This window comes from Pseudomonas simiae (genome assembly GCF_000934565.1).
GTDB classification, from domain to species: domain Bacteria; phylum Pseudomonadota; class Gammaproteobacteria; order Pseudomonadales; family Pseudomonadaceae; genus Aquipseudomonas; species Aquipseudomonas simiae.
In genome coordinates, this window is sequence record NZ_CP010896.1 from 5,860,124 (window position 1) to 5,871,969 (window position 11,846).

The 11,846-nt window shown below is 60.6% G+C and carries 13 protein-coding genes and 1 other RNA gene; 11 read left to right on the forward strand and 3 right to left on the reverse strand.

The genetic code is table 11. The features are described from left to right. Window positions 1-59 precede the first annotated feature (59 nt). From PF1751_RS26735 to PF1751_RS26745, 4 genes are all read left to right on the forward strand, one after another. Complete coding sequence (locus tag PF1751_RS26735) at window positions 60-269, forward strand: TIGR02449 family protein (RefSeq protein WP_007982902.1); 210 nt, start codon at window positions 60-62, stop codon at window positions 267-269. Beyond that, entirely contained in the window at window positions 266-583 is a 318-nt protein-coding gene (locus tag PF1751_RS26740) for a cell division protein ZapA (protein ID WP_010207385.1), read from the forward strand. The genes PF1751_RS26735 and PF1751_RS26740 overlap by 4 nt, the downstream gene beginning before the upstream one ends. Before the next feature lie 30 nt (window positions 584-613). Then, window positions 614-792: non-coding RNA, 6S RNA (gene ssrS / locus PF1751_RS28695), on the forward strand. 56 nt (window positions 793-848) lie between these two features. Further along, a complete protein-coding gene (locus PF1751_RS26745) occupies window positions 849-1,478 on the forward strand; it encodes a 5-formyltetrahydrofolate cyclo-ligase (RefSeq protein ID WP_044288044.1) in 630 nt (209 codons plus the stop codon). 8 nt (window positions 1,479-1,486) lie between these two features. On the opposite strand, the gene PF1751_RS29335 is transcribed toward PF1751_RS26745, so the two are convergent. After that, a complete protein-coding gene (locus PF1751_RS29335) occupies window positions 1,487-1,636 on the reverse strand; it encodes a hypothetical protein (RefSeq protein ID WP_010207387.1) in 150 nt (49 codons plus the stop codon). A gap of 195 nt (window positions 1,637-1,831) precedes the next feature. Between PF1751_RS29335 and PF1751_RS26750 the strand changes: the two genes are divergently transcribed. The 4 genes from PF1751_RS26750 (at window position 1,832) to PF1751_RS26765 (ending at window position 7,145) form a co-directional block, all read left to right on the forward strand. Further along, the gene (locus PF1751_RS26750) at window positions 1,832-2,281 is read left to right on the forward strand and encodes an EVE domain-containing protein (RefSeq protein WP_010207388.1); all 450 of its coding nucleotides are present in this window, start codon (window positions 1,832-1,834) and stop codon (window positions 2,279-2,281) included. A 69-nt stretch (window positions 2,282-2,350) separates the two neighbouring features. After that, the gene (locus PF1751_RS26755) at window positions 2,351-3,316 is read left to right on the forward strand and encodes an HlyD family secretion protein (protein ID WP_044288045.1); all 966 of its coding nucleotides are present in this window, start codon (window positions 2,351-2,353) and stop codon (window positions 3,314-3,316) included. Continuing rightward, the gene (rbbA, locus tag PF1751_RS26760; RefSeq protein WP_044288046.1) at window positions 3,313-6,030 is read left to right on the forward strand and encodes a ribosome-associated ATPase/putative transporter RbbA; all 2,718 of its coding nucleotides are present in this window, start codon (window positions 3,313-3,315) and stop codon (window positions 6,028-6,030) included. Before PF1751_RS26755 ends, rbbA begins: the two co-directional genes overlap by 4 nt. Beyond that, on the forward strand, window positions 6,030-7,145 hold the full coding sequence (locus PF1751_RS26765; protein ID WP_044288047.1) for an ABC transporter permease: 1,116 nt from the start codon (window positions 6,030-6,032) through the stop codon (window positions 7,143-7,145). The genes rbbA and PF1751_RS26765 overlap by 1 nt, the downstream gene beginning before the upstream one ends. A gap of 52 nt (window positions 7,146-7,197) precedes the next feature. On the opposite strand, the gene PF1751_RS26770 is transcribed toward PF1751_RS26765, so the two are convergent. Beyond that, on the reverse strand, window positions 7,198-7,605 hold the full coding sequence (locus PF1751_RS26770) for a flagellar basal body-associated protein FliL (protein ID WP_010207395.1): 408 nt from the start codon (window positions 7,603-7,605) through the stop codon (window positions 7,198-7,200). Window positions 7,606-7,755: 150 nt separating this feature from the next. Here PF1751_RS26770 and PF1751_RS26775 point away from each other — a divergent pair, with 150 nt between their 5' ends. Together PF1751_RS26775 and glpT are read left to right on the forward strand one after the other, a co-directional pair. Beyond that, complete coding sequence (locus PF1751_RS26775) at window positions 7,756-8,733, forward strand: NADPH:quinone oxidoreductase family protein (RefSeq protein WP_021492625.1); 978 nt, start codon at window positions 7,756-7,758, stop codon at window positions 8,731-8,733. A gap of 292 nt (window positions 8,734-9,025) precedes the next feature. Continuing rightward, a complete protein-coding gene (glpT, locus tag PF1751_RS26780; protein WP_010207397.1) occupies window positions 9,026-10,363 on the forward strand; it encodes a glycerol-3-phosphate transporter in 1,338 nt (445 codons plus the stop codon). Here glpT and PF1751_RS26785 read toward each other — a convergent pair. After that, on the reverse strand, window positions 10,360-11,013 hold the full coding sequence (locus tag PF1751_RS26785) for a gamma-glutamylcyclotransferase (RefSeq protein WP_021492624.1): 654 nt from the start codon (window positions 11,011-11,013) through the stop codon (window positions 10,360-10,362). The two genes, glpT and PF1751_RS26785, sit on opposite strands and share 4 nt — an antisense overlap. A 297-nt stretch (window positions 11,014-11,310) precedes the next feature. Here PF1751_RS26785 and PF1751_RS26790 point away from each other — a divergent pair, with 297 nt between their 5' ends. Next, window positions 11,311-11,793: a hypothetical protein gene (locus PF1751_RS26790; RefSeq protein ID WP_010207399.1), complete on the forward strand. Its 483-nt coding sequence runs from the start codon at window positions 11,311-11,313 to the stop codon at window positions 11,791-11,793. The last annotated feature ends 53 nt before the right edge of the window (window positions 11,794-11,846 follow it).

Here is an 11,846-nt window from a genome sequence, read left to right on the forward strand (position 1 = left end):
AGGGCGTCAGATCGTTTATCCTGCAGTTGCCATTCATCAGACAAATCCAGTGGAACCCAATGGAAGACACCGACCTGCAAGCGCTGATGGCCAGACTCGAATTGCTAATTACTCGGGTCGAGCAACTTAAGAGTCAAAACGGACTCCTATTAGCTCAGGAAAAGACCTGGCGCGAGGAACGCGCTCACCTCATTGAAAAAAACGAAATCGCCCGGCGTAAGGTCGAATCGATGATTTCGCGCCTGAAGGCCCTGGAGCAAGACTCATGAGTTCAAGCAATAGCGTCACCGTGCAGATCCTCGACAAAGAGTATTCGATCATTTGCCCCCAGGAGGAGCGCAGCAACCTGGTGAGCGCCGCCCGCTACCTGGATGGCAAGATGCGTGAGATCCGCAGCAGCGGCAAAGTCATCGGCGCCGACCGCATCGCCGTGATGGCCGCCCTGAATATCACCCACGATTTACTGCATAAGCAGGAACGCCCTGACGTGCAGGCCAGCGGCTCGACGCGTGAGCAGGTGCGTGACCTGCTGGAGCGTGTCGATCTGGTGCTTTCCAGCGATTCAGACGCACCCAAGGGCTGATTGCGGCGACTGTTTAAGGTATACTCGCCCCACTCCCTGGCGTGTTTGCCAGTCGGCGATGTCCCTGAGCCGATTCGCACTACCCTGGAAGTTGCACGTTGGGCTGGTGTGCATGTCCGCTAGACGGAAAGCCTTAAAGCCTACTGCATCTTCCACCTTGAACTTTCGGGTTCAAGGGCTAAGTCGACAGCGGCTCTGTCGGGGAGCCTGAATTCCCAAACTCAATGCCAGTCCTCGGACTGGCATTGTTTTATGAGCCGAAACCATGACCGAACCTGCGCCGCTTTCCCGTCCGCAACTTCGACGCATGTTGCGCAAAGCCCGCCGCGCCCTCACGCCGAGCGAGCAGCGCAAGGCCGCCCACGGCCTGTATCGGCAACTGGCACAGCACCCGCTGTTTCGTCGGGCCAAACATATTTCCTTGTATCTACCGACGGACGGTGAAATCGATCCGCGCCTGCTGTTGCGCGCGGCCCAGCGCCGGGGCAAGGCCACCTACCTGCCGGTGCTCAGCGCCTGGCCACGGACCAAGATGGTGTTCCAGCGCGTAAGGCCCGGGGAAAAGCTGCTGCCCAATCGCTTTCGTATCCTGGAACCACGGGTGAATATCAGCCGCCAACGCAAGGTCTGGGCGCTGGACCTGGTGCTGCTGCCGTTGGTGGGTTTCGATGATGCAGGAGGACGCCTGGGCATGGGCGGCGGGTTCTACGATCGCAGCCTGGCCTACCTGGCGCGCCGTCAGAGCTGGCGCAAGCCGACGCTGCTGGGCCTGGCCCACGAATGTCAGAAGGTCGATCGATTGGCACAGGCAAACTGGGATGTGCCGCTGGCGGGCACCGTCACCGATAAGCGTTGGTATATTGCGAAGACGCCACTGGAGTCAGCGGCGCCTTAGAAGAGGGGTCAGCGTTTGAACGGTTGCGGCTGCTGCTGAGCCAGTTCAACGGGTGCATCGGTCTTGTTCGACCATAAGCTTTGGGCATACCCGGTGGTCACGACGCCCAGACCAAACAAAATCACCAAAATCCATAGTAAATCCGGTTTACGTTGCATCGATTGCCCCCCTGCAGGCACCTCGTACACGATGACAACAACGTTCCAAAGTAGTCCGTTGCAGCTGCGTCAAGCTTTAAAAGCCGGCATTCTGCGGTAACGTGAACCAACACGCAAACCTTGACGCCAACCGACTGTCGGTTTGTCATCAAATTGCCTGACAACTTGCCCACTGCTTTTTTCAGGAGCCCAAAAATGGCCTATTGGCTGATGAAATCCGAGCCCGACGAACTCTCTATCAAAGGCCTGGAAAAGCTCGGCGAAGCCCGCTGGGACGGGGTGCGCAATTACCAGGCGCGCAACTTCCTGCGTGCCATGGCGGTGGGTGACCTGTTTTTCTTCTACCACTCCAGCTGCCCGGAGCCAGGCATTGCCGGCATCGGTAAAATCGTTGAAGCGGCCTACCCGGACCCGACCGCGCTGGAGCCCGAAAGCCACTACTTCGACGCCAAAGCCACCCCGGAAAAAAATCCGTGGAGCGCGATCACCGTCGCCCATGTCCAGACTTTTCCCAACGTGTTGGGCCTTGGTTACCTGAAGCAGCAAACCGCCCTGGCCGAACTGCCCCTGGTACAAAAAGGCAGCCGGTTATCGGTGATGGCCGTCACGCCCGAGCAATGGGCTGCCGTGATCAATTTGCTTTAACTGATCGGTATCAAGGCCCCGCCGGGGCAAACCGTTCAAACTAGGACGCTAATGCCGCAGGAAGCAGCCATGTCGACGAATCACCACACCTCCCGTCTTTTCGCCATCGCCCTCATCGCCCTGTTGTTGGGTGCCGGTGGCTTCGGCTACTGGCGCTCCACCCAGGACCGCCTGCCCGAGGGCCTGAGCATGGGCAATGGCCGCCTGGAATCCACCGAAGTGCAGATTGCCGCCAAGATCCCCGGGCGCCTCGCCGAAGTGCGGGTGGACGAAAGCGACAAGGTGCTCAAGGGCCAGCTACTTGCACGCATGGACACCCGCACGCTGGAAGCCCAACGCGCACAGGCCGAAGCCGAAGTACTGCGCGCCAAGGAAAACTTCGCCGCTGCCGAAGCCAATGTGCAATTGCGACAAAGCGAACAACTGCTGGCGAACCAGGAACTCAGGCGCACCCAAGAGTTGTACAAGCGCGGCTTCGCCAGCAGCCAACTGATCGACCAGCAGCAAGCGCGTCAGAACACCGGCAATGCGGCGGTGGTTGCCGCACAAGCCCAGGTAGCCTCGGTGAAAGCCGCCATCGGCGCAGCCCAAGCCCAGGTGGCCCAACTCACCAGCGAGATCGATGACAGCAGCCTGCGCGCGCCCATCGACGGGATTATCCAATTGCGTCTGGCCGAGCCTGGCGAAGTGCTGGGCGCGGGAGGACGCGTACTGTTGCTGATCGATCCCAACGATCAATACATGAACCTCTACCTGCCCGCCTCCGTCACCGGCCGCCTCACCGTTGGCAGCGACGCACGCATCCTGCTCGATGCCCTGCCCGACCAACCACTGCCGGCCAAGATCAGCTTTGTAGCCGCCAAATCGCAGTTCACGCCCAAAGAAGTGGAAACCCGCGACGAACGCCAGAAACTGGTGTTTCGCGTCAAACTGCGCCTGACCCAACCCAGCGCCGTGCCGCAAGCCAAACCCGGCATGCCCGGCGCAGGCTACGTGCGCACGGCTGACATCGACTGGCCGGCCAACCTGCGATGAGCGCCCTGGCGCTGCAGGCGACGGGGATCAACCACCGCTACGGCCAGCAACAGGCCCTGGTCGACATCACTTTCAACCTGCCGGCCGGTACGCGCTGCGGGTTGATCGGCCCGGATGGCGCGGGCAAGTCGAGCCTGCTGGGCTTGATCGCCGGGGTTAAAAAGCTTCAGGACGGTCAGTTGAACGTGCTTGGCGGTGCGATTGAAGATCGCCGCCACCGCAATAGCCTGTACCCGCGCATCGCCTTCATGCCTCAAGGGCTGGGCGGCAACTTGTATCCCGAGTTGTCCATCAGCGAAAACATCCGTTTCTTTGCCACACTGTTTGGCCTGTCGAAAGCCGACTGCGAACAGCGCATGCACAACCTGCTGCTGTCCACCGACCTTGCGCGCTTCGCCGACCGCCCGGCCGGCAAACTCTCCGGAGGAATGAAACAAAAGCTCGGCCTGTGTTGCGCGCTGATCCACGACCCGGACTTGTTGATCCTCGACGAGCCCACCACCGGCGTCGACCCGCTTTCACGCAGACGCTTCTGGGAGCTAGTCGAAAGCGTACGCGGCGAACGCCCGCAACTGACACTGCTGGTGGCCACGGCCTACATGGAGGAAGCCGAGCAATTCGAACATTGCCTGATGCTCGATCGCGGCAAGCTGATTGCGGACGGGCTGAGCAGTGAATTGGCTGACGCAACACCCAGCGGCAAACTGGACGAGGCCTTCACCCACTTCCAGGGCAACAGCGCCCACAGCAACCAGCCGCTGCTGATCCCACCGCGAGAAAGCGACACCACCGACATCGCCATCGAAGCCCACGACCTGACCCTGCGTTTCGGCGATTTCACGGCGGTAAACAAGGTCAGCTTCGCCATCGGCCGAGGCGAGATCTTCGGCTTCCTCGGCTCCAACGGCTGCGGCAAGACCACCACCATGAAGGTGCTCACCGGGCTGATGCCCGCCACCGAAGGCAGCGCGACCCTGCTGGGCAACCCGGTCAACGCCAAGGACCTGGCGACCCGCAAGCGCGTGGGTTTCATGTCGCAAAGCTTCTCACTGTATGGCGAGCTCAGCGTGCGCCAGAACCTGGTGCTGCATGCGCAACTGTTCGACTTACCCAAGGCCGAGAGTGGCCCGCGCATTGATGAGCTGATCCAGCGCTTCGATCTCGGTGACGTCGCCGAACAACCGTCCGGTGAACTGCCCCTCGGCCTGCGCCAGCGCTTGTCATTGGCGGTGGCGGTGCTGCATCGCCCGGAAGTGCTGATCCTCGACGAACCCACGTCGGGCGTCGACCCGGCCGCACGGGATGACTTCTGGCGGTTGCTGATCGAGCTGTCCCGCGAACAAGGTGTGACCATCTTCCTGTCCACCCACTTTATGAACGAAGCCCAGCGCTGCGACCGCATCTCCCTGATGCACGCGGGCGAGGTGCTGGCCTGCGATACGCCGGATGCGCTGCAACGGCAATTCCACGGCGATACGCTGGAAGCAGCGTTCGTCACCTGCCTGGAACAGGCTCAAGGCGAAGCCAAATCCGATGCCCCCACCGCAACCGTCAGCGAAACCGGCGCGCCGCCCGTGAGCAAACGCGGTTTCAGCCTGGCTCGCCTGTTAGCCGTGGCCAGCCGCGAAGGCAAGGAACTGCTGCGCGACAAAGTACGCATGGCCTTCGCGCTGCTGGGCGCGATGTTCATGATGGTGATCTTCGGCTACGGCATTTCCCTGGATGTGGAAAACCTCGCCTTCGCCATCTACGACCAGGACCAGACGCCGCAAAGCCGTGCCTACCTGGAGGGGTTTCGCAGTTCACGCTATTTCGCCGAGCAGCCGCCCATCCGGGACTCGAATGAACTGCACCGGCGCCTGCAACGCTCGGAAATCAAACTGGCCCTGGAGATCCCTCCCGGTTTTGGTCGCGACCTCTACGCCGGTCGCCAGCCCAGCGTAGCCGCATGGCTCGATGGCGGCATGCCGTTTCGCGCGGAAACCAGCCGTAACTATGTAGAGGCCGTGCACCAGGAGAACCTGCAGCAACTGGCCGAACTGAGCAGCCTGCCCCGCAACCACCCAGCGGCCGCCAAGCTGGAAACGCGCTTTCGCTATAACCAGGACGTGGTCAGCGTCAACGCCATCGGCCCCGGTGTGATGGCGCTGATCCTGGCGTTCATCCCGGCGATGCTCACCGCCCTCGGCATCGTGCGCGAGAAGGAGTTGGGCTCTATCACCAACTTCTACGCCACGCCGCTGACCCGTCTGGAATTCCTGCTCGGCAAACAAGCGCCGTACCTGGCCGTGAGCCTGGTCAACCTGGCGGTATTGGTGGCAATGAACCGCTGGCTGTTCGGCGTGCCGTTCAAGGGCAGCGGCCTGACGCTGGCGTTTGGCGGCCTGCTCTACGTGCTGGCGACCACCAGCATGGGCCTGCTGATTTCTGCGTTCACCCGTACGCAGATCGCGGCGATCCTCGGCACCATGATCATCACCAGTCTGCCGACCATCCAGTTCTCCGGGCTGATCGTGCCGCGCTCGTCCCTGGAAGGTGCGGCGGCATTGATGGGCATGCTGTTCCCGGCAGGGCACTTCCTGGATATCGCCGTGGGCACGTTCACCAAGGCCCTGGACCTGCGCCAGTTGTGGCCACAGTGCTTGGCGCTGTTCGGGTTTTTCGTCGGGTTCACCGGACTGAGCCTGATCATGCTCAAGAAGCAGGAGGCCTGATGCATAAGTTCGCGCACATCCTGCGTCTGGGCATAAAGGAACTGACCAGCCTGCGCCACGACGGCGTGTTGCTGCTGTTTCTGTTCTACGCCTTCACCGTCGCCATCTATATGCCCGCCGCCGGTTCAGTGATCGGCGTGCACAATGCCAGCGTGGCATTTGTCGATGAAGACCACAGCTCGCTCTCCCGCCAGATGGCCGAGGCGCTGCAGCCGCCCGAGTTTCAAGCGCCCATTCCTCTGGCCTATGACCAGTTGGACAAGGTCATGGACAGCGGCGAATACACCTTCGTGATCAATGTGCCGGCGAACTTCCAGGCAGACCTGCTGGCAGGGCGCCAACCGGGCGTGCAGGTGAATGTCGACGCCACGGCGATGAGCCAAGCGTTCATGGGCGCGGGCTATATCGGGCGGATTTTCCAGCGGGAACTGCTGACCTATAGCGGGCAAGCCGCCGCCAACCAGGCGCCCGCCCTGCTCACTACCCGCGCGCTGTTCAACACCAACCTGGAAGGCGGCTGGTTCCTGGCGGTGATCCAGATCGTCAACAACATCACTATTCTCGCCATTATCCTGACCGGCACCGCGCTGCTGCGCGAACGCGAGCACGGTACCCTCGACCACCTGCTGGTGCTGCCGCTGACGGCGCTGGAGATCATGTTGGCAAAAATCTGGAGCAATATGCTGGTGGTGGTGCTGTGCACCTGGCTGTCGCTGGAAGTGGTGGTCAAAGGACTGCTTGGCGTGCCGCTGGCCGGGTCGCTGGGGCTGTTCCTGTTCGTGACGGCGCTGTACCTGTTTGCCAGTACGGCGCTGGGGATTTTCCTCGCGACGCTTGCCCGCTCGACACCGCAGTTCGGCCTGCTGGCGATTCCAGTCATTATCCCGATGCTACTGCTCTCAGGCGGCAGCACGCCGCTGGACAGCATGCCCGAGTGGTTGCAGTGGGTGATGCAGGGCTCGCCATCGACGCACTTTGTGAGTTTGAGTGCGGCGATTCTGTTTCGCGATGCAGGCGTGAGCGTGGTGTGGCCGGACTTGCTGGCGCTGGCGGGGATTGGTTTGCTGTTTTTTGCAGTGGCGTTGGCGAGGTTCCGCAAGAGCCTCGCGTCGTAGCCTGTCGGAGCCTGCTCACAATAGAAGCCAGGCCCCATGGGGCTTAGGTGGATTACTGGATGATCAGGTTGTTGAACAACAGGTCTTCCACCACCGGCTTGCCCGTCTCGTCGCTCATCACTTGTTGGGTTTGCTTGAGCGCTTCCTGGCGCAGCTTTTCCTTGCCTTCGACGGTGCTCATGGCCTCGTTGGTCTGCTGGGTGAACAGCGCTACCAGCTGGTTGCGGATCAATGGATCATTGGCTTTCACCAGTGCCGCCGCTTCGGCGCCCGTCACGCGCAAAGCGATGTCGGCCTTGAATACCTTGAGTTTCGCCGTGCCATCCAGGCCATAGTTACCCACGAACGGCGGGCTCAGGCTGATATAGCTGACCTTCGGCGCCTCGCCTTCTTTGGCTTCTTCGGCCTGGGCTGCCATCGGCAAGGTCAGGGCCAGCATCAACAGGATCCACGCTTTCACAGTTCATTCCTCAAATTCGGTTGCCGGGTAGCATAACGCTAGCAAGGCTGAGCACAAGCTTATGGCGGCTTATCAGGCCGGGGCATGCTTGTTGACCCACGCGCCTGCCCTCCTACACTTATCGGCCACGACGCCAAAAGGAATAGTCCGATGAAAGCTGTGCTGTGCAAAGCCTTCGGCCCTGCCGAAACCCTGGTGCTGGAAGATGTCGCAAGCCCAACGATCAAGAAGAACGAGATCCTGTTGGACGTGCATGCCGCCGGGGTCAATTTCCCGGACACGCTGATCATCGAGGGCAAGTACCAGTTCAAACCGCCCTTCCCGTTTTCGCCGGGTGGCGAAGCGGCGGGCGTGGTCAGTGAAGTGGGAGAAAAGGTCAGCCACTTGAACGTCGGTGACCGCGTCATGGCGCTAACGGGCTGGGGCAGCTTTGCCGAGCAAGTCGCAGTGCCCAGCTACAACGTGCTGCCGATCCCACCGAGCATGGACTTCAACACTGCAGCGGCTTTCAGCATGACCTACGGCACGTCCATGCACGCGCTGAAACAACGGGCCAACCTGCAACCCGGCGAAACCCTGTTGGTACTCGGCGCCTCCGGTGGCGTGGGCCTGGCCGCCGTGGAAATCGGCAAAGCCATGGGCGCACGGGTGATCGCTGCTGCCAGTAGCGCCGATAAACTCGAAGTGGCCAAGGCCGCCGGCGCCGATGAGCTGATCAACTACAGCGAAGCCAGCCTGAAAGACGAAATCAAGCGCCTCACCGACGGCAACGGCGCCGATGTGATCTACGACCCGGTGGGTGGCGACCTGTTTGATCAGGCGATCCGCGCCATTGCCTGGAACGGCCGTTTGCTGGTGGTGGGGTTTGCCAGCGGGCGCATTCCGGAGCTGCCCGTGAACCTGGCGCTGCTCAAGGGCGCGGCGGTGGTTGGGGTGTTCTGGGGCTCGTTTGCCCAGCGCCAGCCGCAGGACAATGCGGCAAATTTCCAACAGCTGTTCACGTGGTATGCCGAGGGCAAGTTAAAGCCGTTGGTGTCCCAGGTGTATCCGCTGGAACAGGCCGCCCAGGCAATTAATGATTTGGGACAGCGCAAGGCGGTGGGCAAGGTAGTCGTGCAAACTCGCTAAACGATGTGAAATGCGGTCAATGTGGGAGCGGGCTTGCTCGCGAATGCGGTGGTTCAGTGACACATGCACTGGCTGACCCACCGCTTTCGCGAGCAAGCCCGCTCCCACCTTTGGATCTCCAGCGTCTCACAAACTCAATCACGACCAGCACTTATCTAATCGCGACATGTTCATAAGAGAACATGCAATTGCTCTCATTTCCTGTGTTTGCAGATAAGAGGCGATGCTATTTTCGGTAACGAAACTGTAACATTCGCATCCGCAGTCAAAACAAGAAATTTGGAGCTCTTGAATGTTTGCTTTCTTTCGTCCTGCCGCACATCAGGCGCCCCTGCCTGAAGAAAAAATAGACAGTACCTACCGACGCCTGCGCTGGCAGATCTTCGCCGGCATTTTCTTCGGGTACGCCGGGTACTACCTGCTGCGCAAGAACTTCTCCCTGGCTATGCCCTACCTGATCGACGAGGGTTATACCCGAGGCGAACTCGGCCTGGCGATGTCGGCTATTGCGATTGCCTACGGCCTGTCCAAGTTCCTCATGGGCCTGGTGTCCGACCGCTCCAACCCACGCTACTTCCTGCCCTTCGGCCTGCTGGTTTCCGCCGGGGTGATGTTCATTTTCGGTTTCGCACCTTGGGCGACGTCCAGCGTGACCATGATGTTCATTTTGCTGTTCATCAACGGTTGGGCCCAAGGCATGGGCTGGCCGCCAAGTGGACGCACCATGGTGCACTGGTGGTCGCAGAAAGAACGCGGCGGCGTGGTTTCCGTATGGAACGTGGCGCATAACGTCGGCGGCGGCCTGATCGGTCCGCTGTTCCTGCTGGGCATGGCTTGGTTCAACGACTGGCATGCGGCGTTCTACGTGCCGGCCACCGTGGCATTGCTGGTGGCGGCGTTTGCCTTCATTACCATGCGCGACACCCCGCAATCGGTAGGCCTGCCGCCTATCGAGAAGTACAAGAACGACTACCCGGAAGGTTACGACGCCAGCCACGAAGACGAATTCAGCGCCAAGGAAATCTTCGTCAAATACGTGCTGCGTAACAAAATGCTGTGGTACATCGCCTTCGCCAACGTATTCGTCTACCTGCTGCGCTACGGCGTGCTGGACTGGGCGCCGACCTACTTGAAAGAAGCCAAGCACTTCACGGTCGACAAGTCGTCGTGGGCGTACTTCTTCTACGAGTGGGCCGGTATTCCGGGCACCCTGCTGTGCGGCTGGATGTCGGACAAGATCTTCCGTGGCAACCGTGGCCTCACCGGCATTGTGTTCATGGCACTGGTGACCGTGGCGACCCTGGTGTACTGGCTCAACCCGCCGGGCAACCCGATGGTCGACATGATCGCGCTGTTCTCCATTGGCTTCCTGATCTATGGCCCGGTGATGCTGATCGGCCTGCAGGCGCTGGAACTGGCACCGAAGAAAGCCGCCGGCACCGCCGCGGGTTTCACCGGTCTGTTCGGTTATCTGGGGGGTTCGGTGGCGGCCAGTGCGGCCATGGGCTACACCGTGGACCATTTCGGCTGGGACGGTGGTTTCGTGCTGCTGATCGGCGCGTGTCTATTGGCCATCGCCTTCTTGATCCCAACGCTGTGGCACACCAACAGCGTCAGCTCGGCGCGCTAACCGCCTGAGCAACTCTTTGCACAACGCTTGAGCCGCGCCTCCAGGTTCTTATCTGGCATGGCGTGGCTACGCAGGGCGTTGACGGTCTGCTCGACATAATCGCGAGTCGTGCCGTAACGCCCGCAAGCGCTCTGCAACACATGGTTCAGCACAACGTCGGGCAAGTTGCCGGCATAGCTGGGCAAGTGCCGCTCCAAGACAAATCCCAACGCCTGCACCGTACTGCCATCTTCGAGACGGCAACTGAGCCAATGCGGCCGGTAGGAGGGATAAGGCATCTCGCGCTGCCACAAAGCGTAGAGCGAGGCCTCCAGCTGATCTTCCGGCAAGCGGTAGGCAAACCCGCTGCAGGAGCCGCCGCGATCCAGCCCAAAGACCAACCCCGGAATTTCCGGTGTTCCCCGATGCTCATGGGACCACAGGTACAGGCCCCGGTGATAACCATGAACCCGTGCCCGCATCCGCTCGGTCGACGAGCATTCAGGGCGCCAGATCAGCGAACCATAAGCGAAAAGCCAGACCGGCCCACCCTTATGCAGGGCCATGGTGGCCTGCATCGAGCTCATTAACTGTTCGTGAGTGAGTTGCGGCCCAAGATCGAGCCGCGGAGGGTAAGCCAATTGCAAAAGATCAGTTTCAATGGCGGTCATGACGAAGAGCGTTACGCCTCCTATGTATTACCAGTTGTAAGCAACTTTACCGTAATAAAACCTGCAGCAATAAGCCGCCTGTCTCAGATATAGCTTAAGGACATTTGTATAAGACACTAAATACCGTAAGTGAATAAGTACGGATATATGCCCGACAGCCATTCGTCAGCATTACGCGTGCCAATTCCGTCACTTTCAGCCCCGGTTCAGCCTGGGAGCACACCAAACCGTCAAAATAGTGCACACCCATCACGACCCACCTAGCCGTCCATCACACCGACTATCGAGGTCGTACCCATGAAAAGATTCCGACTGCCTGGCCTGCTGTTCCTGGCCCAGGCCACCACCGCACTGGCGGGCGAAATACCCGCAACCGATGACGACAAAGGCTTCTGGTACGCACAGACGAGCGTCTACACCCGGCATTTTGCGCCCGACCCCGAGCACAACAACAACCAGGACCTGATCGGCCTGGAGCGCAATGAAGCGTCAGGCTTTGTGTATGGCGGGGCGACGTTTCGCAACTCGTTCCGGCAGCGCTCGTACTATGCGTACGCAGGCAAGCGCTACGATATGGCCGACTATCCGGTGTATGTGAAGCTGACGGGCGGGGCGATCCAGGGCTATCGCGGCAAGTACCGCGACAAGATCCCGTTGAACCGTTTTGGCGTAGCGCCGGTGATCATTCCGTCGGTGGGCACCCATTACGGGCCAGTGGCGGCGGAATTAGTGTTGCTGGGGTTCAATGCCGCGATGGTGACCACAGGCGTGCGCTTCTGACACAGACACGACGCAGTCCACTGTGGGAGCGGGCTTGCTCGCGAATGCGGTGG

Excerpts from the sequence above, each read along its gene's own strand:
- PF1751_RS26735 (WP_007982902.1), top strand. The coding sequence starts at position 60 with ATGGAAGACACCGACCTGCAAGCGCTGATGGCCAGACTCGAATTGCTA.
- PF1751_RS26740 (WP_010207385.1), top strand. The coding sequence starts at position 266 with ATGAGTTCAAGCAATAGCGTCACCGTGCAGATCCTCGACAAAGAGTAT.
- PF1751_RS26745 (WP_044288044.1), top strand. The coding sequence starts at position 849 with ATGACCGAACCTGCGCCGCTTTCCCGTCCGCAACTTCGACGCATGTTG.
- PF1751_RS29335 (WP_010207387.1), bottom strand. The coding sequence starts at position 1,636 with ATGCAACGTAAACCGGATTTACTATGGATTTTGGTGATTTTGTTTGGT.
- PF1751_RS26750 (WP_010207388.1), top strand. The coding sequence starts at position 1,832 with ATGGCCTATTGGCTGATGAAATCCGAGCCCGACGAACTCTCTATCAAA.
- PF1751_RS26755 (WP_044288045.1), top strand. The coding sequence starts at position 2,351 with ATGTCGACGAATCACCACACCTCCCGTCTTTTCGCCATCGCCCTCATC.
- rbbA (WP_044288046.1), top strand. The coding sequence starts at position 3,313 with ATGAGCGCCCTGGCGCTGCAGGCGACGGGGATCAACCACCGCTACGGC.
- PF1751_RS26765 (WP_044288047.1), top strand. The coding sequence starts at position 6,030 with ATGCATAAGTTCGCGCACATCCTGCGTCTGGGCATAAAGGAACTGACC.
- PF1751_RS26775 (WP_021492625.1), top strand. The coding sequence starts at position 7,756 with ATGAAAGCTGTGCTGTGCAAAGCCTTCGGCCCTGCCGAAACCCTGGTG.
- glpT (WP_010207397.1), top strand. The coding sequence starts at position 9,026 with ATGTTTGCTTTCTTTCGTCCTGCCGCACATCAGGCGCCCCTGCCTGAA.
- PF1751_RS26785 (WP_021492624.1), bottom strand. The coding sequence starts at position 11,013 with ATGACCGCCATTGAAACTGATCTTTTGCAATTGGCTTACCCTCCGCGG.
- PF1751_RS26790 (WP_010207399.1), top strand. The coding sequence starts at position 11,311 with ATGAAAAGATTCCGACTGCCTGGCCTGCTGTTCCTGGCCCAGGCCACC.